We start from the raw sequence: 26,206 nt of genomic DNA, 5'->3' as shown, positions 1-26,206 counted from the left end.
GAGTGTAGAAGCCCTCTTAATAAGAAGAGGGTTTTTCCACTTTACATAATAGCCATAGATATATGGAGTATTGAATAGAACGGTTTTTTAATGATGGAGGATAATTATGCGTTTGTTTAAACTTCCTTTTAAGAATAGTAAAGACAACACTGTAGAAGTATCACAAACAGTGTCCGAAAATATCCCTAAGCACATTGCTATCATCATGGATGGGAATGGCAGATGGGCACAAAAAAGAGGATTGCCGCGTATTGCAGGTCATCGAGAAGGAATGGATAATGTCAAGCGAATTGTAAAAGCAGCCAATCAATTACAAGTTGAAATATTAACATTATATGCATTTTCAACTGAGAATTGGAAACGACCATCAACTGAGGTAGAATATATTATGAAGTTGCCTATCGATTTCTTGCAGCATTATTTACCAGAATTAGTGGAGGAAAATGTTCGGATCCAAACCATCGGTGAATTCGATGACTTACCTAAAAATACAAAAGCAGCAATTCAGAAAGCTAAAGATCAAACCTCTGATAATAATGGATTAATATTAAATATTGCAATTAATTATGGTAGTAGGTTTGAAATGATTCGTTCGATCAAAGAGATTTGCCAAGAAGTACAAGAAGGTAAGTATGGAATCGAAGAGATTACAGAAACTACACTAAGTGATCATTTATATACTTCTCATATTAAAGATCCTGATCTATTAATCCGCACGAGTGGTGAATTAAGACTTAGTAATTTCTTACTTTGGCAATCCGCTTATACAGAATTATGGTTTACAGATACATTGTGGCCTGATTTTAGTACAGCAGAATTTGAGAAAGCTATCAACGATTTTCAGAAACGAAAACGTCGTTATGGTGGAATATAAGGTGTGAAAATAATATGAAAACAAGAATTATTACTGCGATTATTGCAATTTTGCTTTTCTTCCCATTTATTTTTTTAAGTGGTTTACCCTTTCAAATAATCATGTATATCATTGCCACAATAGGTTTTCTGGAACTTTTACATATGAGAAGGATGACCAAGTATCCAATTCCTACTGTTCTAAGTGTTATTTTATTATGGTCTTTGTTATTTCAAGATGAATACTTATTTTTTTCTACACGCTTAGAGTTACTCATGTTTTTTGTATTAGTTTTACTAGGTTATACAGTGTTAGTTAAAAATAAATTTACATTTGAAGATGCAGGTTTTTTAATTTTAGCATCGATTTACGTCGGTTTAGGCTTTCATTATTTCATCCAAACTAGGGAAGTAGAAGATGGACTAGTTTATATTTTTTATGCTATTCTTGTAATATTGTCAACTGATACAGGGGCTTATTTCTTTGGAAGAGCATTTGGCAAGCATAAGCTTTGGCCGCAAATCAGTCCAAAGAAAACTGTCGAAGGGGCACTTGGCGGAATATTAGTAGCTAGTATAGTAGCCATTATTTTTCAGTATTTTTTCCATGTACATGAATCGATATTGTTAGTTGTTATCGTTACAATTATCGCTTCTATATTTGCTCAGATAGGGGATTTAGTCGAGTCTGCTATCAAAAGGCATTATGATGTGAAGGACTCTGGAAAAATATTGCCTGGTCATGGTGGAATACTAGACCGCTTTGATAGTTGGTTATTTGTTTTTCCTTTATTACATTTTATTCATTTTATATCATAGATATTATTAATAGGAGTACCAGTTATGAAAAACATTACTTTATTAGGAGCAACAGGTTCTATAGGTCTACAAACATTAGATGTTATGAGGGAGCATCCCCATCAGTTTCGGTTATATGGGATCGCTTTTGGTAAAAATGTAGACAAGGCTAAAGAAATTATAGCGGAATTCAAACCTGAAAAAGTTGTAGTTCAAGATGAAAAAATCCGCAATGAGCTGTTAATTAATACTGACCAAAACACGATATTAGTTGGGAAAGAAGGAATGGAAGAGGTTAGTGCTGATCCAGAAACAGATGTATTAGTGAATGCTGTAATGGGTAGTGTTGGATTAGGGGCGACTCTAACTGCGATCAAACACAAAAAGCAAATTGCGATAGCTAATAAAGAAACATTGGTTACTGCAGGTCACCTAGTCATGAAAGCAGCTAAACAGTATGGCGTTGACTTATTACCTGTGGATAGCGAGCATTCGGCTATCTTTCAAGCACTTAATGGAGAATCACAGAAAGACATCAATAAAATCATTTTAACTGCTTCAGGTGGCAGTTTCCGTGATAAAACGAGAGATCAGCTTCAAGGAGTAACAGTAACGGATGCTCTTAATCACCCTAATTGGAGTATGGGTGCTAAAATAACGATAGATTCTGCTACCATGATGAACAAAGGGCTAGAAGTCATTGAGGCGCATTGGTTATTTGATGTACCTTACGACAAAATAAAAGTCATTCAGCATAAAGAAAGTATTATCCATTCCATGGTTGAATATGCTGATAAAAGTATTATTGCTCAATTGGGAACTCCCGACATGCGTGTACCAATTCAGTATGCTCTAACATATCCAGATAGATTGCCACTGTCATCATCCAAAAGCCTTGATTTAGTAGAAATGAGTGCACTTCATTTTTCAAAAATGGATATGGAACGATTTCCGTGTTTAGCTTTTGCTTATCATGCAGGTAATAAAGGTGGTTCATTACCTACAGTGTTGAATGCAGCAAATGAAGCTGCAGTAGATTTATTTTTGCGCGAAAAGATTACCTTTCTAGAGATTGAACAAGTAATCGAGAATGCTATGGAAAACCATAGTTTTGTGAAACAGCCTGATTTAGAAACAATCAATGAGATCGATCAGGAAATAAGAAATAAAACGTACGAAAAATATTAAGGAAGTGTTAGAGGGAAGGAGTGCTCCTAAGTGACAACTGTTATTGCCTTTATTTTAATGTTTGGACTACTTGTATTTGTTCATGAGTTTGGTCACTTTTATGTTGCTAAGAAGACTGGGATGCTAGTTCGGGAGTTCGCAATTGGTTTTGGACCTAAAGTATTTTCTACGGTAAAAAACGAAACGTTATATACCATAAGACTATTACCGATGGGTGGATATGTACGAGTTGCTGGCGAAGATCCGGAAATCATTGATATTAAACCAGGTCAACATATCGGGTTAACTTTTAATAATGATGGCGAAGTAAAAGAAATTATTGTAAACAACAAAGAAAAACATCCCGATGCTTTTGTGATTGAAGTAGAACATATTGATTTAGATCATGCTTTAACCATTCAAGGCTATGAGATTAATGAAGATGAAAAGTATTCCTTCCGTGTCAACAGAAAAGCATCCTTTATTATGGATGAGAAAGCAACCCAAATCGCACCATACGATCGTCAGTTCTCCTCAAAAACAGTTGGTCAAAGAGGTTTACAATTGTTCGCAGGACCTTTCATGAACTTTGTGCTTTCAATAGTGATTTTTCTTGTATTAGCTAATATACAAGGTGTTCCAGTAAAAGAGATGCAGGTCGGGGCTGTCGCAGATAATAGCCCTGCACAAGAAGCTGGTTTTCAAGCTGATGATAAAGTAATTGAGATTGAAGGCCAAAGCATTAGTAAATGGGAAGACTTTCAAGAAATTGTTCAAGAAAGTCCGAATGAAACGTTGGAAATGATTGTGTTACGTGGCGAACAACAAGTTCCGCTTGAAGTCACTCCGGCATTAATCGAATCACCTGAGGGAGATTTTGGACAAGTAGGTGTAATTCAAGCGACAGAGAAATCATTTGTCCGAAGCATTCCTTATAGTTTAGAAGAAACATATCGTTGGTCAACTATGATTTTAACTAATTTAGGCAAGTTGATAACTGGTCAATTTTCTATAGATGTATTATCTGGACCCGTTGGAATTTACGACGCTACAGATCAGATCGTCAAAACAGGCTTTATGAACTTTTTAATGTGGACAGCAGCATTAAGTGTTAATTTAGGAATTATTAATTTATTGCCGTTACCTGCATTAGATGGGGGAAGGCTCTTGTTTGTCGGGCTAGAAGCAGTCCGAGGCAAACCGATCGATCCGCAAAAAGAGGGTGTTGTTCATTTCATTGGCTTCGCATTATTGATGCTACTGATGATCATCGTTACATGGAATGATATCCAGAGACTGTTTTTGTGATGTTAGCTAATCTATATGGGTAATATTGAAATTATCGAGGTGAGTTGAGAAGATGAGACAAAGTCAAACTTTAATTCCTACATTAAAGGAAACACCTGCTGATGCTGAGATTAAAAGTCATCAGTTGTTAGTCCGTGCAGGATTTATAAGACAAACAGCTTCAGGTGTATATAGCTTTTTACCAATGGGCAATAAAGTATTAAAAAATGTTGAGAAAATTGTACGTGAAGAAATGGAAAAAGCAGGAGCTGTCGAGATGTTAATGCCAGCTTTGCAACTATCTGATCTGTGGAAAGAAACAGGAAGATGGTATACGATGGGGCCTGAACTGATGCGGCTAAACGATCGTCATGAAAGAGAGTTTGCACTTGGAGCAACACATGAGGAAGTTGTTACAAGCCTTATTGGTGATGAAGTAAAAAGTTATAAAAAGCTACCGCTGTATGTATACCAAATACAAACGAAATTCCGTGACGAAAAACGTCCAAGATTTGGCCTTTTAAGAGGACGAGAATTTATTATGAAAGATGCTTATACGTTCCACACCGATCAAGGAAGTCTTGACGAGGCCTATCAAAAAATGTATCAAGCCTATTCAAACATTTTTACTCGTTGCGGCTTGAATTTCCGAGCAGTTATTGCTGATTCTGGTGCAATGGGTGGTAAAGATACGCATGAATTTATGGTATTATCAGAGATCGGTGAAGATACAATCGCCTATTCCGATACTTCTGATTTTGCCGCTAATATTGAAATGGCACCGGTCCATGTTACATATGAACAGAGTGATGAAGCTGCCCTTGATTTAGAAATGGTTGATACACCGGGCTATAAAACTATGGTGGAAGTCTCTGAATTTTTAGGTCTACCATTAGAACAAGGGATCAAGTCTTTACTGTTCAAAGTAGATGAACGATTTGTTTTAGTTTTATCTCGTGGTGACCATGAAATCAATGATATTAAGTTGAAGAATGCGTTAGCTGCTAATAATGTAGAATTAGCTTCAGAGCATGAAACAAAACAACTATTGAATACAGAAGTAGGCTCGATTGGACCTATTGATCTACCCGAAGATATCGAAGTTATTGCTGATCATGCCGTTGCTGTTATTCGTAATGGCTATTGCGGTGCTAATAAGAATGACAAGCATTACCAAAATGTAAACCCAGATCGAGATTTTAAAGTGTCTTCTTATCAAGATCTTCGTTTTATTCAAGAAGGGGATCCGTCTCCAGATGGTCAAGGTAAGATTAAGTTTGCTAGAGGAATTGAAGTAGGCCATATATTCAAATTAGGTCAATTCTATGCAGAAAAACTAGGCGCACAATATTTAAATGAACAAGGTAAACAAGAAACGATGACAATGGGTTGTTATGGTATTGGAGTGTCTCGGACTCTAGCTGCAATTGTAGAACAATATCATGATGATAATGGTATTAAATGGCCAAAAGAAATTACGCCATATCATGTCCATTTAATTGCAGTAAATCCAAAAAATCAGGAACAGCAGGTTCTAGCAGAGAATATTTATGAACAACTGCAAGAAAACAATATCTCCGTTTTATTTGATGATCGAAAAGAACGACCTGGTGTTAAGTTTGCTGATAGTGATTTGATCGGATTGCCAGTGAGAATAACCGTAGGTAAAAAAGCTGCAGAAGGATACGTAGAGTGCAAATTAAGAGAGAACGGGGAGCAAGAAGATCTTCACGTGTCAGAATTAATTGATAAAATCAATTCATTACTAAAATAACTACATTCCCTTGTCTCAACATCGCAGGCAAGGGAATTATCTATTTAACAAAAAGACAACCATTCAATTAAACATGTTATAGTTTACACATATACTACGAAGTAACTGGACATGGATTTGCTCTCTTCCGTACTGAATTTTGATGAGTGTTGCCATACGCTTCGGCAGAATACTGCGCTATTTTTGTTCTCTGATTATAGAAAGGAATGAATTCACGGATCTAAATTTTTTGTTTTACTACAGTTCTAATCAGCTGTAATTCTGTTACATATGGTGGAGAAATCGACTGGCTGATTTCGGATAAGTGTTGTGGAGCATATCTTAACGAAGGCCGCCCACTTCCACTCCTGTGGGACCTGTTTGACCTGAAGTTCCACTTTTTCGAGCGGTTTTTGCTCGAAAAAGTTAGCTGAAGGGCAAACCCCACGGAAAGGGAAGTGGGCAGCCGGAGTGGCGGTTAGGATCACGATATCTGTCAAAATTACTTCATAGTTGACTGTGGATTTAGTTTCACAGACAGTATTTTCACTACTTCGCAGTTTGTATCAGTTACGAAGTTTTTTAGGAGAGAAGATGGAACTGGTTTTTACGTGGTTTTGTCTTATGATAAAATAATAGGAAGATTAATAGGTAAAGGAGATCGAAGATGAGTATCTCTAGTCAGGAAAAATTTCAGTTACTAATGAAACAGATTGGTATTGCTGATGATATGAAAAATAAATACTTTCAAAATGGTGCTATTGAAAAGCTGGAAGTTTATCGGTCTAATCCATTATGGCACTTCTATTTTCATCTTGAACAAACGATCCCTGCTGATATATATCAAGCGTTTATTTTGAAACTAACCGAAGCTTTTTCATCTATTGCTAAAGTTTCATGGACGATTAGAGTGGATCAACATGCATTAGACGAACAGGAACGATTCCGCTATTGGCAAATCTTTTTATCAGAATTGATGAGTGAATCTCCCAAATATCGTACTTTTGAAAATAAAAAACCTCTATTTAACGATAATAATATTATGTTAACTGTGAGCAATCAAATTGAGGCTCAGTGGAGTAAAACGATTCAATCACAATTTGATCAATTCTGTCTGAAAGTTGGTTTACCGAAACAACTTATTCAACTTGAAGTAGCCGCACAACAAGAGGAAATTGAAAAATTCCAACAGGCGAAGGCGATGGAAGATCGTAAAAAAGTAGAAGAGGCTTTTAAAGAACAAGAAAAGCGTGCAAAAGAGGCGAAACCAGAAAGTCCATCAGGTCCAGTTCAACTTGGGTATCCTATCAAAGAAAGTTCTATTCCAATGAAAGATGTAGTGGAAGAGGAAAAAAATGTTATTTTTCAAGGGTTTGTTTTTGATGCTGAAATTAGGGAATTACGTTCTGGTAGACATTTGTTAATACTTAAAGTGACAGATTATAGTGATTCTTTTCAGATAAAAATGTTCTCAAAAGGTGACCAAGATGCTGAGAAGTTCAAACAGTTAAAAGAAGGTATGTGGATTAAAGCTAAAGGGATGGTTCAAACTGATAATTTCTCAAATGAACTAACAATGATGGCCAAAGATATTCAAGAGGTAGCTTCGATTACAAGAGAAGATCATGGATATGATGATGAAAAACGAGTAGAATTACATGCACATACATTAATGAGCCAAATGGATTCCGTTGTGTCCGCTTCGAAATTGATTGAACAAGCTAGTAAATGGGGACATAAAGCAATTGCCATTACAGATCATGCCGTAGCTCAAGCTTATCCAGAAGCATATGCTGCTGGACAAAAACATGGTGTGAAAGTTGTCTATGGTGTGGAAGCAAACATAGTCGATGACGGTGTACCAATTGCCTATAATGAATCAGACCGCACCTTAGCAGAGGATACGTATGTTGTATTTGACGTGGAGACAACAGGATTATCGGCAATATATGATACCATTATCGAGCTCGCTGCTGTTAAAGTCCATAATGGAGAAATAATTGATCGTTATGAATCTTTTGCTAATCCCCACCACCCGTTATCTGAAACTACTACTAACCTGACTGGAATAACAGATGACATGGTAAGAGATGCTCCAGAAGTGGAAGAAGTATTAAAAGAATTTCATGAATGGATGGGAGACGCCGTTTTAGTAGCACATAATGCTGATTTTGATATGGGATTCTTAAATACTGGGTTTAAGCGTATTGGTTATGAAGAAGCAAATAATCCTGTTATTGACACGTTGGAATTAGCTCGTTTACTGTTCCCAGAATTAAAAAATCACCGTTTAAATACATTGTGTAAGAAGCTTGATATCGAGCTTACTCAACATCACCGGGCGATTTACGATGCAGAAGCAACGGGTTATTTGTTATGGAAGTTTGTTAAATTGTCAATTGAGCGAGGTATTGTGAATCATAACCAATTTAATCAGCATATGGGAGAAGGCAATGCATATCAACGTTCTCGCCCTTTTCATGCTACATTATTAGCTATAGATCAAGAAGGGTTGAAAAATATTTATAAATTGGTTTCTTTAGCACATATTGATTATTTCTACCGTGTTCCACGAATACCTCGGTCTAAATTACAACAATACCGCGAAGGTATTTTAGTAGGTACGGCATGTGACCAAGGTGAAGTATTCGAAACGATGATGCAAAAATCAAAAGAACAAGCTGAGAAGGTTGCGCAGTTCTATGATTTTATCGAGGTTCAACCTCCTGAAAATTTTGTGCATCTTTATGATCGAGAATTAGTTCAGAATGAAGCGCAGTTATTTGATATTATTCGCAATATTGTTCAACTTGCTGAAGAACTAGGTAAACCTTGTGTTGCTACAGGAAATGTCCATCATTTAGAAAAGAATGATATGGTTTACCGGCAAATACTGATCGCATCCCAAAGTGGTAATCCATTAAATAGACAAACATTACCGAATACGTATTTTCGTACAACGAACGAGATGATGGATGCATTTTCGTTTTTGGGACAAGAAAAAGCAAAAGAAATTGTAATTACTAATCCAAACACACTTGTCGATCAAATTGATGAAGTCAAACCAGTAAAAGAAGATCTTTATACACCAAATATCGAAGGTGCAGAGGAAGAAATTCGTGAATTAAGTTATAACTTTGCTAAATCAGTCTATGGTGAACCAATACCAGAAATTGTGGAGAAACGGGTAGAAAAGGAATTAAAAAGTATTATTGGCCATGGATTTGCGGTTATTTACTTAATTTCGCAAAAGCTAGTAAAAAAATCATTAGATGATGGCTATTTAGTAGGATCACGTGGATCTGTCGGTTCTTCATTAATCGCGACTTTTACCGAGATTACAGAAGTTAATCCATTGCCACCCCACTATGTATGTCCAGAATGTAAGTATAGTGAATTTTTTAATGATGGTTCAGTCGGTAGTGGTTTTGATTTGCCTGATAAGAAATGTCCAAAATGCAATGCAGAATTGAAGAAAGATGGACAAGATATTCCGTTTGAAACTTTCTTGGGCTTCAAAGGGGACAAGGTTCCAGATATTGACTTGAACTTTTCGGGTGAATACCAGCCACGTGCCCACAATTATACGAAAGTACTTTTTGGCGAAGATAATGTATACCGAGCAGGAACAATTGGTACGGTAGCCGAAAAAACAGCTTATGGATATGTTAAAGGATATGCAAGTGACAAAGAATTAACGCTGAAACAAGCAGAAGTTGACCGTTTGGTAAAAGGGTGTACCGGTGCTAAACGGACAACGGGACAACACCCTGGTGGTATCATTGTTGTACCAGATGATAAAGAAATTTATGATTTTACCCCGATTCAATATCCAGCAGATGATCGAAATTCGGAATGGCGGACAACACACTTTGATTTCCATTCGATTCATGATAACTTGTTGAAACTTGATATCCTTGGACACGATGACCCGACTATGATTCGCATGCTTCAAGATCTAAGTGGTATTGATCCACAAACAATACCGACTGATGACGATGAGGTAATGAAGATTTTTTCCGGTCCTGAAGTGTTAGGTGTAACACCAGACCAAATTATGTGTAAGACCGGAACATTGGGTGTACCTGAATTCGGTACAAGATTCGTACGCCAAATGCTCGAAGATACCAAGCCGAAAACATTTGCGGAGTTAGTTATTATCTCAGGTCTAAGTCACGGGACAGATGTATGGTTAGGTAATGCTCAAGAACTTATTAATAATGGTATTTGTGGATTACCAGATGTTATTGGTTGTCGTGATGATATCATGGTGTATTTAATGCACAAAGGCTTAGAGGCATCACTTGCCTTTAAGATTATGGAGTTTGTACGTAAGGGGAAAGGCTTAGAGCCGGAGTGGATCGAAGAAATGAAGAAACACGATGTACCAGATTGGTATATCGATTCTTGTAAAAAGATAAAATATATGTTCCCGAAAGCACACGCTGCTGCATATGTATTAATGGCGATTCGAATAGCCTATTTTAAAGTCCATTATCCGATTTATTTTTACGCAGCATATTTTACTGTAAGAGCTGATGACTTTGAATTAGATACGATGATCAAAGGTTCAGAAGCAATGCGCAAAAGGATCAAAGAAATTCTGGATAAAGGTAATGATGCGCCACCTAAAGAAAAAAGTTTACTTACTGTTTTAGAATTAGCATTGGAAATGAGTGAACGAGGCTACCATTTTCAAAAAGTAGACCTCTATCGTTCTTCCGCGACGGAGTTTTTAGTAGATGGTGACAGTCTGATCCCTCCATTTAATGCAGTCGATGGATTAGGAACAAATGCCGCAATCAATATTGAGAAAGCGCGAGAAGACGGAGAATTCTTATCAAAAGAAGATTTAAGAGAACGTAGCCGTATTTCTAAAACTGTATTGGAATACTTGGATCAACATGGTTGTTTAGACGGGATGGCAGAGAAAAATCAATTATCTCTGTTTTAATAAGGAACTTTTTATTGGATAAATCCAGTAAATCCCTTGCATTATTCCGCCATTCATGCTATATTTTATACAGATTTCATTTGATGCGGACAGAAAGAGTGGGCCTTCCCACTCTTTCTTCTTAGGTATCAACAAAGAGCGATATAGGGTTTTGATAAATCCCTTGCCATTATTGGCAAGGGATTTATCATTCCGACTTCACTAAATGTGAATGGTTCCATGAAACTTGTTGGGCTACATAGATTATTTATCAACTTTAAATTTTTGAACAGCGTTTAGCGGAAAAATAAATGTAATGAACACCCAACATTTGTATTAGAGCCCTTTTATCACAGTGTTAATCGTCCGTAAATGCCTCGCTTCAAGGTCAAATAAATCGAAGAAGTTTGGGAGGATCAGGTGAGATCTAACACTCTGATAAGTTTCGCTAATCCTTAGTCAAGGATAAAAACTCACTGTGGGAAGTCTCACTTTATGTGTGTATCGTTTAATAAATATGGGAAATATATCTTAAAGAACATAATCGCAGTGGAGGAGGTATCAGAATGGCAAACAAGATAGTGCAGCAAACAGAAGAACTAGTTCAACCCATATTAGATGAGCTTTCTTTAGAACTTGTAGATATTGTCTATGAAAAAGAAGGACCAAATTGGTTTTTACGCGTATACATCGATAAGGATGGCGGTGTAGATATTGAAGAGTGTGGTCAAGTCTCTGAAAGGTTAAGTAGCGAGTTAGATGATAAAGATCCTATTAGTGAAGCCTATTTCCTTGAAGTTTCTTCACCAGGCGTAGAACGTCCATTGAAAAAAGAGGCTGATTTCAAGCAGCATATCGGAAAACATGTCTATGTAAAACTGTATGAGCCGATTGCAGGTGAGAAGGAATTCACTGGAGATTTAGTTGATTTCAAGGATGGTTACGCAACTATTCAATATAAAGAAAAAACGGTGCAAAAAGAAGTGGAGATTCCATTTGCCAAAATTGCGAAAGCTCGTCTAGCTGTAACTTTTGATTAAAGGGGGAGAAATTCGTGAACAGAGAATTGTTCGATGCGATGAATTATTTAGAAAAGGAAAAAGGAATTAACAAAGAGATTCTGATGGAAGCGTTAGAAGCTGCCTTAATTTCTGCTTATAAAAAGAATTTTAAATCTGCAACCAATGTTAGAGTGGATTTAAATGAGGAAGCTGGAACGATGGGTGTGTTTGCTCAAAAAGAAATTGTAGAAGAGGTAGAGGATCATAATCAGCAAATTTCGCTTGAAGAAGCACATAATATTAATCCGGCATATGAGATTGGTGATGTAATAGAAATTGAAGTAACACCAAGAGATTTTGGTCGAATAGCTGCTCAAGCCGCAAAACAAGTGGTAACACAGCGAGTTCGAGAAGCAGAACGAGGTATCATCTACAATGAATATATTGACCGTGAAGAAGACATCATGAATGGTACGATTCAGCGTATGGACGGTCGTTTTATTTATGTGAATTTAGGTAAAGTCGAGGCCAAGTTGCCAGAATCGGAATGTATGCCAACCGAGACATATCATGTTCATGACAGAATTAAAGTGTTTGTAACCAAAGTGGAAAATACGAATAAAGGACCTAATATTTTTGTATCTAGAACACATCCTGGTTTATTGAAGCGATTATTTGAAATGGAAGTACCGGAGATTTATGATGGAACCGTTGAAGTTAAATCTGTTGCGCGTGAAGCAGGAGATCGTTCTAAAATCTCTGTTCATGCGGAGGATCCTGAAATTGATCCAGTAGGGTCATGTGTTGGTCAAAAAGGACAAAGAGTACAAACGATTGTCGATGAATTAAAAGGAGAAAAAATTGACATTGTAGAATGGTCTGAGGACCCAGTAGTCTATGTATCCAACGCACTTAGCCCATCCAAAGTGATCCAAGTAAATGTTGATGAAGAGGAAAAGGCAACTACTGTAATCGTTCCAGATTATCAATTATCGCTTGCGATTGGAAAACGAGGGCAAAATGCTAGATTAGCTGCTAAATTAACAGGTTGGAAAATTGATATTAAAAGTGAATCTGAAGCAAAAGAAGAAGGCCTGATTTCAGAAGAAGAAATTGAAGAAAGTCTAGAGGCCTTAGAATATGAGGATAGCTTGGAATATGAAGAATCCTACGAAGATATGGACGAAGATCTGTTTAAGTAAGGAGGTATTCATATGGCTAAAAAACGAAAGGTACCATTAAGAAAATGCGTCGTAACTCAAGAAATGATGCCTAAAGGGTCATTAATCCGAGTGGTGAAAACCAAAGAAGGTGAAGTATTTGTAGATCCTACTAGCAAGCGAAATGGGCGGGGAGCTTATGTGTCAAAGGATTTACAAGTAATCGACAAAGCAGAGAAAAATGGTGCACTAGAAAAACAGTTAGAAATAAAGATTCCACAAGAAATATATGATGAATTAAGAAAACAGATTGAAGGCGAATAATGTGGTCAATCATAAATCTTATCTTAATATAATTGGATTAGCCAATCGTGCTGGAAAATGTACGTTTGGCGAAGAACTCATTGTCAAAGAAATTCAGTCAAAAAAGTCAAAAATTGTATTAATTGCAAGTGATATAGGCGATCAGACTCGAAAGAAATTAACAGATAAATGTACGTTTTATCATATTCCGTATTTCTTCGTAGACGATCGAGAAACACTTTCACAAGCAGTTGGTAAATCAGGTCGTGTAGCTATTTCCATTCATGAAAATGGATTTGCGAAGAAATTAATTGCATTACTTGATGAAAATATTCGGGGGTGAACGTATGTCAAAAATACGAGTATATGAGTACGCTAAGCAAGTAAATAAAACCAGTAAGGAAGTTATTAATAAACTAAAAGAATTAGAGCTTCCGGTTTCCAATCACATGTCGACTATTTCTGATGAAATGAAAGCAAAGCTAGATCAAAGCTTTCAACCAAAGCCAAAAGAGCAACCAAAAAAGGCACAGGATCATAAACAATCCAAAAACACAAAGCCAAATAATAATCAACAATCTAACAAGAAAAAGAATAATAATAAACATCAGAAAAACAATCAAAAAAACAACAAACCAGAGGCTAAGAAGCCAACTAATACTCAACCACAACAGCCTGAAAAAATAACTTACTCAGGTTCTATAACTGTTGGAGAACTGGCAGAAAAGTTAAATAAAGAGCCAAATGAAATTATTAAAAAGCTTTTGTTTTTAGGGGTTATGGCTACCAAAAACCAAGACCTTGATGAAGATGCTTTAGAATTAATTTGTGGTGAATATGGAGTAGAAGTAGAACAAGAAATTGAAATTGATAAAGCAGACCTTGAAACATATATTGAAGAAGATGATCCAGCTAAATTAGAGGAACGTCCTCCAGTAGTAACGATTATGGGGCACGTAGACCACGGGAAAACTACTTTACTTGATTCTATTCGCCATACGAAAGTTACAGAGGGTGAAGCAGGCGGAATCACTCAACATATTGGTGCATACCAAGTAAGAGAAAACGATAAAAAAGTAACTTTCTTAGATACACCAGGCCACGCAGCATTTACGAGCATGCGTTCACGTGGTGCTCAAATTACAGACCTTGCTATTTTAGTAGTAGCAGCTGATGATGGTGTCATGCCTCAAACCGTTGAAGCGATCAACCATGCTAAGGCAGCGGAAGTACCAATAATTGTAGCAGTGAACAAAATGGATAAAGAAGGCGCAAATCCGGATCGTGTTATGCAAGAATTAACAGAATATGAATTAATCCCTGAAGACTGGGGTGGAGATACAATATTCGTACAACTATCTGCGATAAAAGGAGAAGGAATCGATGACTTGTTAGAAATGATCCTCCTTGTAGCAGAAGTGGAAGAATTAAAAGCAAATCCAGACCGTCGTGCTAATGGTACAGTAATTGAAGCACAATTGGATAAAGGTCGAGGTTCTGTTGCATCATTACTTGTACAAAATGGTACACTAAAAGTAGGAGATCCGATTGTAGTTGGTAATACGTTTGGTCGTGTTCGTGCGATGGTAAATGATCTAGGTAAACGTATTAACTCAGCTGGACCTTCAACACCTGTTGAAATTACAGGTCTGAATGATGTGCCATTAGCAGGAGATCGATTTGTTGTATTTAAAGATGAAAAACAAGCGCGACAAATCGGTGAAATGAGACAAGAAAAACAATTGGAAGAAAAACGTGGTACACAGTCTCGTGTCAGCTTGGATGACTTATTCGAACAAATTAAACAAGGTGATATCAAGGACATTAATGTGATTATTAAGGCAGACGTACAAGGATCTGCTGAAGCATTAGCTGCATCATTGCAAAAAATTGATGTAGAAGGTGTTAAAGTCAACATTATTCACACAGGTGTTGGTGCAATTAAAGAATCAGATATTATTCTCGCTTCAGCATCTAACGCTATTGTTATTGGGTTTAATGTTCGACCAGATAATAACGCGAAAAAAGCAGCAGAATCTGAAAATGTTGATATTCGTCTTCACCGTGTTATTTATAAAGCAATTGAAGAAGTAGAAGCTGCTATGAAAGGTCTCTTAGACCCTGAATATCAAGAAAAAGTAATTGGTCAAGTAGAAGTAAGAGAAATCTTTAAAGTGTCCAAAATTGGTACGATAGCAGGAGCTTATGTTACGGATGGAAAAGTAACCAGAGATTCTGGTGTTCGTTTAATTCGTGATGGTGTAGTTATCTATGAAGGTGAGATTGATACATTGAAACGCTTTAAAGATGATGTCAAAGAAGTTGCCCAAAATTATGAATGTGGTATTACGATTAAAAACTACAATGATATTAAAGAGGGCGATATAATCGAAGCATATGTAATGGAGGAAATTGAAATTTAATGATTACCTATGCAGAAGTTGAAATCTTTTTGTATGAATGTCATTCGTTAAAGGATAAACGATCTGTATTAAAAAGAATTAAAAATCGTCTTAGTAAAGATTTAAATATTGCCATCTCTGAAATGGATTATCAAGACTTATGGCAACGATCTAAACTAGGGATAGTCACCGTATCGGAGTCGGGTGAAATTGGTCAGCAAATTATCCAACAAGCACTAGGTATACTCGATTCTTTTACGGAAATAGAACGGACTATAACAAATACTGAAATAAGATGAAGTAAGCTAGGAAAGAGGTGATACAGATGGGAGAACTACGCTCTAATCGAGTCGCCGAACAAATGAAAAAAGAGCTTGGTGATATCATTTCCCGCAAAATCAAAGATCCTCGGGTAGGATTTGTTACTATTACAGATGTAGAAGTTACCGGAGACTTGCAGCAGGCAAAGGTATTTATCTCGGTTTTAGGTGATGAAAATAAAAGGCAAGATACGTTAATTGGTCTTGCCAAAGCAAAAGGATTTATCCGTTCAGAGATTGGCAAACGAATCAGGTTAAGAAAGACACCTGAATTAATATTTGACTTTGACGATACAATCGAACGAGGAAACCGAATTGAGCATATCTTGAGAGAATTAAACGAGTCTGAAAAAGAACAGTAAGAATGGAAAACCCTTGTCTTTCAACAAGGGTTTTCTGACTGAAACAACGAAATCAAACAGTATATATAAACTGCGCAGTAACTTAAGTAAGGATATGCTCTCTTCCATACTGAATTTTTGCTGAGTGCATAACCATCGCTAAGGAAAAAACGATGAATTATACTTTTTTTGTCTACAATATATAGAGTGGAGGTGACGTATGGACGGGATTTTACCATTATGGAAAAGTACAGGAATGACATCACATGATTGTGTTTTTAAGGTAAGAAAATTACTTGGCACCAAGAAGGTAGGGCATACAGGTACATTGGACCCGGAAGTAGAAGGGGTTCTACCTATTTGTATAGGGGAAGCAACCAAAATTGTTCCTTATTTAACAGATACGACAAAAACGTATCGAGCAACGGCAACATTAGGCTACTCTACCGATACAGAAGACCACACAGGTGAAATTCTGCAAGATGAGAACGTTGCAATCGAAGTATCGAAAGAAGCTATTCTTCAAGTATTACAAGAATTCTGTGGGGTCATTACCCAACAAGTTCCTTTATATTCTGCGGTTAAAGTGAATGGCAAAAAGCTTTATGAATATGCAAGAGCCAATGAACCAGTTGAAAGACCGTTTCGTCAAGTGAAGATTCACAATATTCGTTTTTTATCTACTACATATGATAAAGTAAAGAAGACTCAATCAGTAGAATTTGAAGTTACATGTTCAAAAGGTACATATATCCGTACACTATGTGTTGATATCGGAAAAGCTTTAGGATTCCCCTCCCATATGTCACATTTAGTGAGAATAGCTACAGGGAATTTATCAGAACAAGATACAATTACTCTTGACCAAATTCAAGAGTGCTTAGATCAAAACCAACCAGTACCACTTATATCGATCAATAAAGGGCTTGCTCATCTAGATAATTGGGCAATCGACGAAAAAATGATGGAAAAAGTTTTACATGGACAAAAATTACCATTACCAAGCCCAATGCCTAAGACACCTTTTTTTCGAGTAACCTTTCACGATAGAATGGTAGCTATTTATCAAGTACATGATAATAAGAAAGAAATAAAACCAGCACGTGTTTTCAGATTGAATGAAAGAAAGTAGGTGAGACAGGTGGAAGTGCAATCACTTGTATATCCCCATGACTTAAAAAGAGAAAATTTGCCGGATACTGTAGCTGCTATTGGATTTTTTGATGGGGTTCATAAGGGACACCAGGCAGTAATAGAACAAGCAATGAATATTGCCAGCCAATCAAAAAAAGAATCTGCAGTAATTACTTTTGATCCGCATCCTTCTGTAGTATTACAAAAACAAATTGAACAAGTACGGTATATTACCCCTATTGATGATAAAATTAAAAAGATGGAAGCATCAGGGGTGGATCGTTTATATATTATTCGATTTGATCAATCATTAGCGAAATTAACACCAAAACAATTTATTGACCATTTTATTGTAAATCTACATATCTCTCACTTAGTGGCGGGATTTGATTTTACGTTTGGACATAAAGGTTCAGGTAATATGGAAAATATCCATGAGTTTACTGGTAACGAACTGGAGATTACAACAATCAGCAGATTAGATTATCAGGATGATAAAATTAGTTCAACTAGAATTCGTCATGAGTTGAAGCAAGGGAATATGGAAAGAGCAGAGATCTTACTTGGCAGGCCCTATTCTTTAACTGGAGAAGTTATTCATGGCGATAAACGTGGTCGAACAATTGGCTATCCAACTGCAAACATCAAAATAGAGGATTATTATTTTTTACCTAGAATTGGTGTATATGCTGTGGAAGTAGAAGTTGGAGATAAGCATTATTATGGTATGGCAAACCTTGGATATAACCCGACATTTACAGATGATCGGGAAAATACAAAGCTTGAAGTACACATTTTCGATTTTGATGAGAATATTTATGGCGAACAGATAGTCGTCTATTGGAAAAAATTTATTCGAGATGAAGAAAAATTCTCTGGAATCGATGAATTGGTAGAAAAGCTGAGAGATGACGAAGAACAAAGTCGTGAATTTTTTGCAATAAATGAATAAAACCACTTGCATTTTAAGTCGAAAAGTTGTAACCTTTAATACGGAAACCATCCACTTGGCAATTCGAATTCTCCGGCGATTGCTAGGGGATAGGGGTTCAATTTGAAATATTAGGAGGTGAATAGGATGGCTATTACACAAGAGCGTAAAAACGAAATCATCAATGAATACAAAACACATGAGAACGACACTGGGTCACCAGAAGTTCAAATTGCTGTCCTTACTGAGGAAATCAATAATTTGAATAACCACTTACGTACTCATAAGAAAGATCACCACTCACGTCGTGGTCTATTAAAAATGGTAGGTAAACGTCGTAACTTGTTAAACTATTTACGTAACAAAGATGTTGCTCGTTACCGTACACTAATTCAAAAATTAGGTTTACGTCGATAAACCAACTAAAAAGCGGGAGTGATCCCGCTTTTTCTGTATGTAAAAAACTAGTGAAATACAACGTAATACGGAATAAGTATATTTTTTCTTGATGTTGATGAAATAAATGAATAACATATTGATTATTTCTAGGCAAAATAGAAAATACTAATACTATTCCGAATAATGTTTAATCAATAGAACTAGTTACATATGTGGAAACAACATGCTAAAATAAAAAGTAGTCATGTACAAGCATAGTTGTTTTGAGAGGAGTACTATAATGGTAGAAGAAAAGAAAGTATTTTCAACTGAAATCGCTGGTCAACCGTTCCGAGTGGAAATTGGTGAACTAGCCAAGCAAGCAAATGGAGCATGTATGGTGCATTATGGTGATACTGCTGTATTAGCAACTGCAACTGCTTCAAAAGAACCAAAGGATTTACCTTTCTTCCCGTTAACCGTCAATTATGAAGAACGTTTATACGCGGTTGGGAAAATCCCGGGAGGATTCATCAAAAGAGAAGGTAGACCTAGTGAAAAAGCTGTATTAACGTCAAGACTAATTGACCGTCCGATCCGCCCGTTGTTCCCAGATGGTTTCCGAAATGAGGTACAGGTGATTAGTACCGTAATGAGTGTGGATCAAAACTTGCCATCTGAAATCGCGGCAATGATCGGTTCATCGATTGCTTTAAGTGTATCTGATATTCCTTTTGGAGGGCCTATTGCGGGTGTTGTAGTAGGAAGAGTCGATGGAAATTTCGTTGTTAATCCAACATTGGAAGAACGTGAAAAAAGTGATATTGATCTAACAGTAGCTGGTACTAAAGATGCGATTAACATGGTTGAAGCAGGAGCAAATGAAGTACCGGAAGAAATTATGTTAGAAGCGATCATGTTTGGTCATGAAGAAATCAAACGATTAATTGCTTTTCAAGAAGAAATCATTGAAGCATTACAAGTAGAGAAGATGGAAATTCAATTATTCGAAGTTAATGATTCCATCGTAGAAGAAGTAGAAAATAAAGCAAAAGCTCGACTTGTGGAAGCAATTCAAGTACAAGAAAAGCATGCACGCGAGGAAGCAATTGAACAAGTAAAAGCAGAAATAAAAGAAGCGTATGAAGAAGCTGAGGCAGACGCTGATACATTAAAACAAGTAGCTACTGTATTAGACAAGATTGTGAAAGAAGAAGTTCGTCGTTTAATTACGAAAGAAAAAGTACGTCCCGATGGAAGAAAAATTGACGAAATCAGACCGTTGTCTTCAAGAATTGGTGTCTTACCACGTACTCACGGTTCTGGATTATTTACACGTGGTCAAACTCAAGCATTAAGTGTATGTACATTAGGTGCATTAGGTGATGTACAAATCTTAGATGGATTGGATGCAGAGGAATCAAAACGATTTATGCACCACTATAATTTCCCATCTTTCAGTGTAGGGGAAACTGGACCAATCCGTGGACCGGGACGACGTGAAATCGGTCATGGTGCATTAGGTGAACGCGCATTAGAAAAAGTAATTCCAGATGAAAAAGAATTTCCTTATACTGTTCGTCTTGTTTCAGAAGTTTTGGAATCTAATGGTTCAACGTCTCAAGCAAGTATTTGTGCAAGTACATTAGCAATGATGGATGCAGGTGTTCCGATTAAAGCACCAGTAGCTGGTATAGCGATGGGTCTTGTTAAATCTGGTGAAGATTATACGATCTTAAGTGATATCCAAGGTATGGAAGACTTCTTAGGAGATATGGACTTCAAAGTAGCGGGTACTGAAAAAGGTGTTACAGCGTTGCAAATGGATATTAAGATTGAAGGCTTATCACGTGAAATCCTTGATGAGGCTCTAACACAAGCGAAAAAAGGACGTATGCACATCCTTTCTCATATGTTAGAAACGATTCAAGAGCCTAAACATGAATTATCTGATTATGCTCCGAAAATTTTAACAATGGATATTAATCCAGATAAAATTCGTGATGTGATTGGTCCAAGCGGTAAACAAATCAATCAAATTATTGAAGAGACTGGTGTCAAAATTGATATTGAGCAAGATGGACATGTCTTTATTTCTTCAACTGATACAGAGATGAACAAAAAAGCTCAAAAATTAATTGAAGATATAGTCCGTGAAGTAGAGGTTGGACAAATGTACCTCGGTACAGTGAAACGTATTGAAAAATTTGGTGCTTTTGTAGAGTTATTTAAAGGAAAAGAAGGATTAGTGCACATCTCAGAATTAGCCGAGGAAAGAATCGGCAAAGTAGAGGATGTAGTGTCAATTGGCGATCAGATTATGGTCAAAGTAAAAGAAATTGACCGTCAAGGACGTATCAATCTTTCAAGAAAAGCAGTACTTATTGAACAAAAAGAAAACAATTAATCAAAGAAGAAGCTGGCCAACCAGTTTCTTTTTTTAAACCTTCAGGTAAAGGATTACACCATACATAAACTGCGCAGTAACGTGAGTAAGGATAGGATCTCTTCCATAATGATTTTTGATGTGTGAATAATCGTCGCTGTGGAAAAATACTCCCTTTCCGGAGGCGATCTTGAGCTAACTTTACAAAGTGCATCTTCGGCTCGTGCTGTTCCCCCAGGAGTGTCGCATTTTTCCGCAGCTTCGAATAGTGTTCTGGAAAAAAGAGAGGAAAGCAAGTGTATATATTCTAGATGATTATTTCCATTCTAATTCAGAACACTACAATGTAGCGGAGGCAGAATACGGAGACTCCTGTGGGACAGCGAGAGCTGAAGATCCACTTGGTGAAGTGCCTTTCTTCACCAAGTTAGCTGAAGCCGAGCCCACGGAAAGCGCAGTATTCTGCCGGAGCGCATGTGAGCACTCATCATTAATCAGAATGGGAGAATGCCGCACTTTTTCTTACTACGCAAATTAGGTACTAGCATAGTTTTAGGAGGATTTTGATTTGTTACATCGTAAGGAATGCAGTAATGGAATGCGAATTGTATTGGAAGAAATCACATCTGTCAGATCAGTAACTATCGGTATTTGGGTTAAAACCGGTTCAAGAGATGAATCGACAGAACTAAACGGCATATCTCATTTTATCGAGCATATGTTATTTAAAGGAACAGAAAATCGAACATCACAGGAAATTGCGGAAGCATTTGATGGCATTGGTGGCGAAATTAATGCGTTCACTTCAAAAGAATACACTTGCTTTTATGCCAAAGTCCTCGATACGCATAAAGAATTGGCAATAGAAATTTTAGCAGATATGCTACTTCACTCTACCTTTGATCAAACAGAGATGGAAAGAGAAAAGAATGTAGTGTTAGAAGAGATTAATATGACAGAGGATACACCAGATGACATTATTCATGATTTATTAGCTGAGGCAGCATACCAGCAACATCCATTGGCAAAGCCAATATTGGGTACTAAGTCTACCGTTAATCAACTAGCACAACAAGATATATTTCAATATATGCAAAATCACTATGTTCTTGAAAATATCGTTGTTTCGATCGTAGGTAATGCGACTTCCAGTTTTATTAAAACAGTGGAAGAGACGTTAACTGTAGAAAATCAATCATTACCCGATAAAAAAGGTGCAAGCAAACCAGTATTTTATCCTAAGCAAATTTCACAAACAAAAGAAACAGAACAAGCACACCTCTGTCTAGGATATGAAGGTGTAGGGATAGAAGATAACCTTGAATACGCCATGATGATTGTTAATAATGTTTTAGGTGGCAGTATGAGTTCTAGGTTGTTCCAAGAAATAAGAGAAAAAGAAGGGATGGCATACTCCATTTTTTCTTATCATAGTGCCTTTGTTGATAGTGGTCTGTTAACCATTTATGCGGGAACTTCGAAAAATCAGTTGTATATCGTTCAAGATAAAATATCCTATATTGTCGATCAGTTGAGGATGAATGGTTTATCTAATAAAGAGTGGCAAAACAGTAAAGAACAATTAAAAGGACTTTATATGTTAAGTCTTGAAAGTACAAATAGCAAAATGAGCCGGAATGCCAGAAATGAATTATTATTGCAAACTCATCCTTCCCTTGATGAAATGATGAAAAAAATTGATGAAGTCAAATTAGATGATGTTCAACATATTCTTGATACATTACAATCTGATCGAGTTGCAACTGCCATTATTTCACCTGAATAATAGATTGGAGGTGTTAATGATGCGTTTTAACGATTTAAGCAGTAAAGAGTTGATTGACTTAACTACAGGTTCTAGACTCGGTGTTTTGGGACAAACAGATCTTGAAATTGATGAAAAAACAGGTCAAATCATTTCTTTTACCATTCCACAATACAGTATGTTTGGCTTAAGAAAGTCAGAATCCTATTCACGAATTGATTGGAAACAGATTAAAAAAATCGGTGACGATATGATTATTGTGGAAACAGATGATGTGTAAAAAACGAAGCTAATCGGCTTCGTTTTTTATTTTAGATAGAAAATTATATAACCATTGGTATCACAACTTTATTTAGAGGTTTCAATGCCATATTTCAACACTTCTATGAGGATAATAATCTAAGTTTCTAACTTTGGCATATGTTGTAGAGCAGACCTTGCCCTCTTTCACTCCTGGGGGAAAAGCTTTTCTTCTTTCTTAGGATATTTGCCTCTTCACTTCTGTTCCATGTTTTCATATGATAATTTTAGATAAGATTTATTGTTTAGATAGAGAGTTGGTGAGGTGACAAGATGCAGAAGACAAAACATATTGCAATTGTTGGAGGCGATGCACGATATTTGCCTTTAATACATGCACTTAAAACGATTGATCACTTAAGTATTCGCATATTAGGTTTTGAACAAGTAGAGCAAAGCTACACAGGCGTTATGCAGTCAACAATCGAGAATTTGGATACATCTCAATTAGATGGTGTCATATTACCGATTACCGGTATAGATGATGATGGCTTTGTCGAAACAATGTTTTCAAATGAAAAAATACAATTAACTGAGGAATGGTTTCAGTCATTACCAGAAGATTGTATAGTGTTCACCGGCATATCCAATCAAAAGCTGGATCAGCATATTAGCAACAACGGTTTACATTTGATCAAATTAATGGAAAGAGATGATGTTGCTATTTATAATTCCATCCCTACTGCCGAAGGAGCTATTATGCTTGCTATCAAACATACCGATTTCACCATTCATCATTCGAATGTATTCGTATTTGGATATGGGCGAGTTGGTGAAACGACTGCCAATAGCTTTGCTGGTCTTGGAGCTAATATAGCAGTTATTTCCAAGCATGAAACTGATTTGGCACGTGTTTATGAAAAAGGATGGGAAGCGTATCCGTTAGACAAGATCGAGCAATATATAGATAAATGTCAAATTTTAATTAATACGATTCCTGCAAAAGTAGTAGATAAATCTCTTATTGAAAAAATGAATAGTCAGGCGATTATTATCGATCTAGCCTCCAAGCCTGGGGGAATTGATTTTGAATATGCGAAAACCAGAGGGATAGAAGCAATCCATGCTTTAGGTTTGCCGGGGATGGTAGCTCCGACAACGGCAGGCGAAATTCTGGCTGATCGCATAGCCAAAATACTATTCACCTCCTAACAGTAACACACAGATGATCTGGGCATATACTGGGCATATAACGTAAGCCCAATTGGTGAACCCTGTGATTCTGTATAAAGATTACGAAAATAGGAGGTATTTTAGTGGATTTAAAAGGGAAAAAAATTGGATTTGGTTTAACTGGATCACATTGTACTTATGCAGATGTTTTTCCACAAATGGAAAAATTAGTTGAGTTAGGTGCCGAATTAGTGCCAGTTGTTTCCTATACATTTAAAGAGACAGACAGTAAATTCGGTAAAGCTCAAGATCATATGGATCGCGTTAAAGAAATTACAGGTAGAGAACCGATCGCAACGATTGTAGATGCTGAACCGTTAGGACCGATCGAACCATTAGATGCTATGATATTAGCTCCTTTGACTGGTAATTCCATGAGTCGTCTCGCTAATGCCATAACCGACAGCCCTGTTCTGATGGCAACAAAAGCAACGATTAGAAATGGAAATCCAGTTGTCATTGGCGTTTCAACCAATGATGCATTAGGCTTAAATGGTGTTAATTTAATGAGGTTAATGTCTACTAAGCTAATATATTTCGTTCCATTTGGTCAGGACGATCCGATTAAGAAACCAAATTCAATGGTATCAGATATGACACTCATTCCGGAAACGGTAGAGAATGCTCTTGAATATAAGCAAATACAGCCAGTAGTTATAGAAAGAAACAAGTAATTATGATGAAATAATTAAAGAATAATCGATAATATGTTATGATAAAAAAGATAATCAAATTAAACATTGAATCAAATGGAAGGGGACAATAAACATGGCAACAGGACAACAATATAATGTAGCAGTAGTGGGTGCTACTGGTGCAGTAGGAGCAAAAATGCTAGAAACATTGGATAAAAAGAACTTTCCAATCAACGAATTACTATTATTATCTTCTAAACGTTCAGCCGGAAAAGAAATGGAGTTTCAGGGTAAAACATATACGGTACAGGAAGCTACACCAGAAAGTTTCGAAGGTGTTGATATTGCGCTGTTTTCAGCTGGTGGATCAGTCTCTAAAAAGTTAGCACCGGAAGCAGTAAAACGTGGTGCAGTCGTTGTTGACAATACAAGTGCATTCCGAATGGATCCTGAAGTACCACTAGTGGTACCAGAAGTAAATGAAGAAGATATCCAGAAGCATAACGGAATCATCGCAAACCCAAATTGTTCTACCATTCAAATGGTAGCTGCTCTTAAACCAGTTCAAGATAAGTTTGGTATGTCTAGAGTAATTGTTTCGACATATCAAGCAGTATCAGGAGCTGGAAATGAGGCCGTCGAGGAATTGCATTCTCAGTCCAAAGCATTTTTAGATGGTGAAGAATTAAAGCCAGAATTATTACCTGTATCTGGGGAAAAACATCACTACCCAATTGCATTTAATGCATTACCTCAAATTGATGTTTTCCAAGAGAATGGATACACATTTGAAGAGATGAAAATGATCAATGAAACAAAGAAAATCATGCATGATGAATCTGTTCAAGTTGCAGCAACTTGTGTACGATTACCATTCTTTACATCTCATGCAGAAAGTGTATATGTTGAAGTTGACAAAGATGACGTAACCGTTAATCAATTTAAAGAAGCGATTAGTAACGCGGATGGTGTTGTCTTAGAAGATGACCCAGCCAATCAAGTATATCCTACCCCATTGGAAGCAGCAGGTAAAAGTGATGTGTTTGTAGGACGTATCCGTAAAGATTTGGATAATGAGAAAGGGTTCCACTTATGGGTAGTCTCTGATAACTTGTTAAAGGGAGCTGCTTGGAATTCCGTGCAAATTGCTGAATCTCTAATTAAAAATAACTGGCTCAATAAATAAA

22 protein-coding genes are annotated in these 26,206 nt (G+C 36.7%); all 22 read left to right on the top strand.

Annotated elements, in window-relative coordinates; all coding sequences use genetic code 11:
• Positions 1-106 precede the first annotated feature (106 nt).
• The 22 genes from GH715_RS03585 (at position 107) to asd (ending at position 26,205) form a co-directional block, all read left to right on the top strand.
• Positions 107-874, top strand: a complete 768-nt coding sequence (locus tag GH715_RS03585; RefSeq protein ID WP_153834266.1) for an isoprenyl transferase — start codon at positions 107-109, stop codon at positions 872-874.
• Positions 875-888: 14 nt separating this feature from the next.
• Positions 889-1,671 (top strand): phosphatidate cytidylyltransferase, encoded by a 783-nt coding sequence (locus GH715_RS03580; protein WP_153834265.1) that lies wholly within the window; start codon positions 889-891, stop codon positions 1,669-1,671.
• A 24-nt stretch (positions 1,672-1,695) separates the two neighbouring features.
• A complete protein-coding gene (gene dxr / locus GH715_RS03575) occupies positions 1,696-2,838 on the top strand; it encodes a 1-deoxy-D-xylulose-5-phosphate reductoisomerase (RefSeq protein WP_153834264.1) in 1,143 nt (380 codons plus the stop codon).
• 30 nt (positions 2,839-2,868) lie between these two features.
• Complete coding sequence (rseP, locus tag GH715_RS03570) at positions 2,869-4,125, top strand: RIP metalloprotease RseP (protein ID WP_163578434.1); 1,257 nt, start codon at positions 2,869-2,871, stop codon at positions 4,123-4,125.
• Positions 4,126-4,177: 52 nt separating this feature from the next.
• Positions 4,178-5,878, top strand: coding sequence for a proline--tRNA ligase (locus GH715_RS03565; protein ID WP_153834263.1), 1,701 nt, complete (start codon positions 4,178-4,180; stop codon positions 5,876-5,878).
• Positions 5,879-6,524: 646 nt separating this feature from the next.
• Positions 6,525-10,811 (top strand): PolC-type DNA polymerase III, encoded by a 4,287-nt coding sequence (locus GH715_RS03560; RefSeq protein WP_153834262.1) that lies wholly within the window; start codon positions 6,525-6,527, stop codon positions 10,809-10,811.
• Between the two features lie 545 nt (positions 10,812-11,356).
• Positions 11,357-11,830: a ribosome maturation factor RimP gene (gene rimP / locus GH715_RS03555; protein ID WP_153834261.1), complete on the top strand. Its 474-nt coding sequence runs from the start codon at positions 11,357-11,359 to the stop codon at positions 11,828-11,830.
• 14 nt (positions 11,831-11,844) lie between these two features.
• On the top strand, positions 11,845-12,993 hold the full coding sequence (nusA, locus tag GH715_RS03550) for a transcription termination factor NusA (protein ID WP_018932633.1): 1,149 nt from the start codon (positions 11,845-11,847) through the stop codon (positions 12,991-12,993).
• A 12-nt stretch (positions 12,994-13,005) separates the two neighbouring features.
• Positions 13,006-13,275 (top strand): RNase P modulator RnpM, encoded by a 270-nt coding sequence (gene rnpM / locus GH715_RS03545; protein ID WP_153834260.1) that lies wholly within the window; start codon positions 13,006-13,008, stop codon positions 13,273-13,275.
• A 1-nt stretch (position 13,276) separates the two neighbouring features.
• On the top strand, positions 13,277-13,597 hold the full coding sequence (locus GH715_RS03540) for a YlxQ family RNA-binding protein (RefSeq protein ID WP_163578433.1): 321 nt from the start codon (positions 13,277-13,279) through the stop codon (positions 13,595-13,597).
• Positions 13,598-13,601: 4 nt separating this feature from the next.
• On the top strand, positions 13,602-15,677 hold the full coding sequence (gene infB / locus GH715_RS03535) for a translation initiation factor IF-2 (RefSeq protein WP_153834258.1): 2,076 nt from the start codon (positions 13,602-13,604) through the stop codon (positions 15,675-15,677).
• Complete coding sequence (locus GH715_RS03530; RefSeq protein ID WP_153834257.1) at positions 15,677-15,955, top strand: DUF503 domain-containing protein; 279 nt, start codon at positions 15,677-15,679, stop codon at positions 15,953-15,955. Before infB ends, GH715_RS03530 begins: the two co-directional genes overlap by 1 nt.
• Positions 15,956-15,981: 26 nt before the next feature.
• A complete protein-coding gene (gene rbfA, locus GH715_RS03525; protein ID WP_153834256.1) occupies positions 15,982-16,338 on the top strand; it encodes a 30S ribosome-binding factor RbfA in 357 nt (118 codons plus the stop codon).
• Positions 16,339-16,537: 199 nt separating this feature from the next.
• Entirely contained in the window at positions 16,538-17,449 is a 912-nt protein-coding gene (gene truB / locus GH715_RS03520) for a tRNA pseudouridine(55) synthase TruB (RefSeq protein WP_153834255.1), read from the top strand.
• Complete coding sequence (locus GH715_RS03515) at positions 17,450-18,403, top strand: bifunctional riboflavin kinase/FAD synthetase (RefSeq protein WP_338029418.1); 954 nt, start codon at positions 17,450-17,452, stop codon at positions 18,401-18,403.
• Positions 18,404-18,529: 126 nt separating this feature from the next.
• Positions 18,530-18,799: a 30S ribosomal protein S15 gene (gene rpsO, locus GH715_RS03510; RefSeq protein WP_153834254.1), complete on the top strand. Its 270-nt coding sequence runs from the start codon at positions 18,530-18,532 to the stop codon at positions 18,797-18,799.
• A gap of 262 nt (positions 18,800-19,061) precedes the next feature.
• Positions 19,062-21,167 (top strand): polyribonucleotide nucleotidyltransferase, encoded by a 2,106-nt coding sequence (gene pnp / locus GH715_RS03505; protein WP_153834253.1) that lies wholly within the window; start codon positions 19,062-19,064, stop codon positions 21,165-21,167.
• A 547-nt stretch (positions 21,168-21,714) separates the two neighbouring features.
• Entirely contained in the window at positions 21,715-22,932 is a 1,218-nt protein-coding gene (locus tag GH715_RS03500; RefSeq protein ID WP_153834252.1) for a M16 family metallopeptidase, read from the top strand.
• Positions 22,933-22,951: 19 nt separating this feature from the next.
• Positions 22,952-23,191, top strand: coding sequence for a YlmC/YmxH family sporulation protein (locus tag GH715_RS03495; RefSeq protein WP_194928252.1), 240 nt, complete (start codon positions 22,952-22,954; stop codon positions 23,189-23,191).
• Between the two features lie 293 nt (positions 23,192-23,484).
• Positions 23,485-24,363 (top strand): dipicolinic acid synthetase subunit A, encoded by an 879-nt coding sequence (gene dpaA, locus GH715_RS03490; protein WP_153834250.1) that lies wholly within the window; start codon positions 23,485-23,487, stop codon positions 24,361-24,363.
• 104 nt (positions 24,364-24,467) lie between these two features.
• The gene (locus GH715_RS03485) at positions 24,468-25,058 is read left to right on the top strand and encodes a dipicolinate synthase subunit B (protein WP_163578432.1); all 591 of its coding nucleotides are present in this window, start codon (positions 24,468-24,470) and stop codon (positions 25,056-25,058) included.
• A gap of 94 nt (positions 25,059-25,152) precedes the next feature.
• The gene (gene asd, locus GH715_RS03480) at positions 25,153-26,205 is read left to right on the top strand and encodes an aspartate-semialdehyde dehydrogenase (protein WP_153834249.1); all 1,053 of its coding nucleotides are present in this window, start codon (positions 25,153-25,155) and stop codon (positions 26,203-26,205) included.
• Position 26,206: the final 1 nt, after the last annotated feature.

Origin of the sequence: Gracilibacillus thailandensis, from assembly GCF_010994055.1 — a bacterium.
GTDB classification, from domain to species: domain Bacteria; phylum Bacillota; class Bacilli; order Bacillales; family Amphibacillaceae; genus Gracilibacillus; species Gracilibacillus lacisalsi.
The sequence above is the reverse complement of the archived record's forward strand: the minus strand, read 5'-3'. Positions and strand labels throughout refer to the sequence as shown.

Coding starts and splice junctions, on each gene's coding strand:
- GH715_RS03565 (WP_153834263.1), top strand. CDS start 4,178: ATGAGACAAAGTCAAACTTTAATTCCTACATTAAAGGAAACACCTGCT.
- infB (WP_153834258.1), top strand. CDS start 13,602: ATGTCAAAAATACGAGTATATGAGTACGCTAAGCAAGTAAATAAAACC.
- GH715_RS03580 (WP_153834265.1), top strand. CDS start 889: ATGAAAACAAGAATTATTACTGCGATTATTGCAATTTTGCTTTTCTTC.
- rnpM (WP_153834260.1), top strand. CDS start 13,006: ATGGCTAAAAAACGAAAGGTACCATTAAGAAAATGCGTCGTAACTCAA.
- truB (WP_153834255.1), top strand. CDS start 16,538: ATGGACGGGATTTTACCATTATGGAAAAGTACAGGAATGACATCACAT.
- GH715_RS03530 (WP_153834257.1), top strand. CDS start 15,677: ATGATTACCTATGCAGAAGTTGAAATCTTTTTGTATGAATGTCATTCG.
- GH715_RS03495 (WP_194928252.1), top strand. CDS start 22,952: ATGCGTTTTAACGATTTAAGCAGTAAAGAGTTGATTGACTTAACTACA.
- dpaA (WP_153834250.1), top strand. CDS start 23,485: ATGCAGAAGACAAAACATATTGCAATTGTTGGAGGCGATGCACGATAT.
- rbfA (WP_153834256.1), top strand. CDS start 15,982: ATGGGAGAACTACGCTCTAATCGAGTCGCCGAACAAATGAAAAAAGAG.
- pnp (WP_153834253.1), top strand. CDS start 19,062: ATGGTAGAAGAAAAGAAAGTATTTTCAACTGAAATCGCTGGTCAACCG.
- GH715_RS03585 (WP_153834266.1), top strand. CDS start 107: ATGCGTTTGTTTAAACTTCCTTTTAAGAATAGTAAAGACAACACTGTA.
- asd (WP_153834249.1), top strand. CDS start 25,153: ATGGCAACAGGACAACAATATAATGTAGCAGTAGTGGGTGCTACTGGT.
- GH715_RS03560 (WP_153834262.1), top strand. CDS start 6,525: ATGAGTATCTCTAGTCAGGAAAAATTTCAGTTACTAATGAAACAGATT.
- rpsO (WP_153834254.1), top strand. CDS start 18,530: ATGGCTATTACACAAGAGCGTAAAAACGAAATCATCAATGAATACAAA.
- dxr (WP_153834264.1), top strand. CDS start 1,696: ATGAAAAACATTACTTTATTAGGAGCAACAGGTTCTATAGGTCTACAA.
- rimP (WP_153834261.1), top strand. CDS start 11,357: ATGGCAAACAAGATAGTGCAGCAAACAGAAGAACTAGTTCAACCCATA.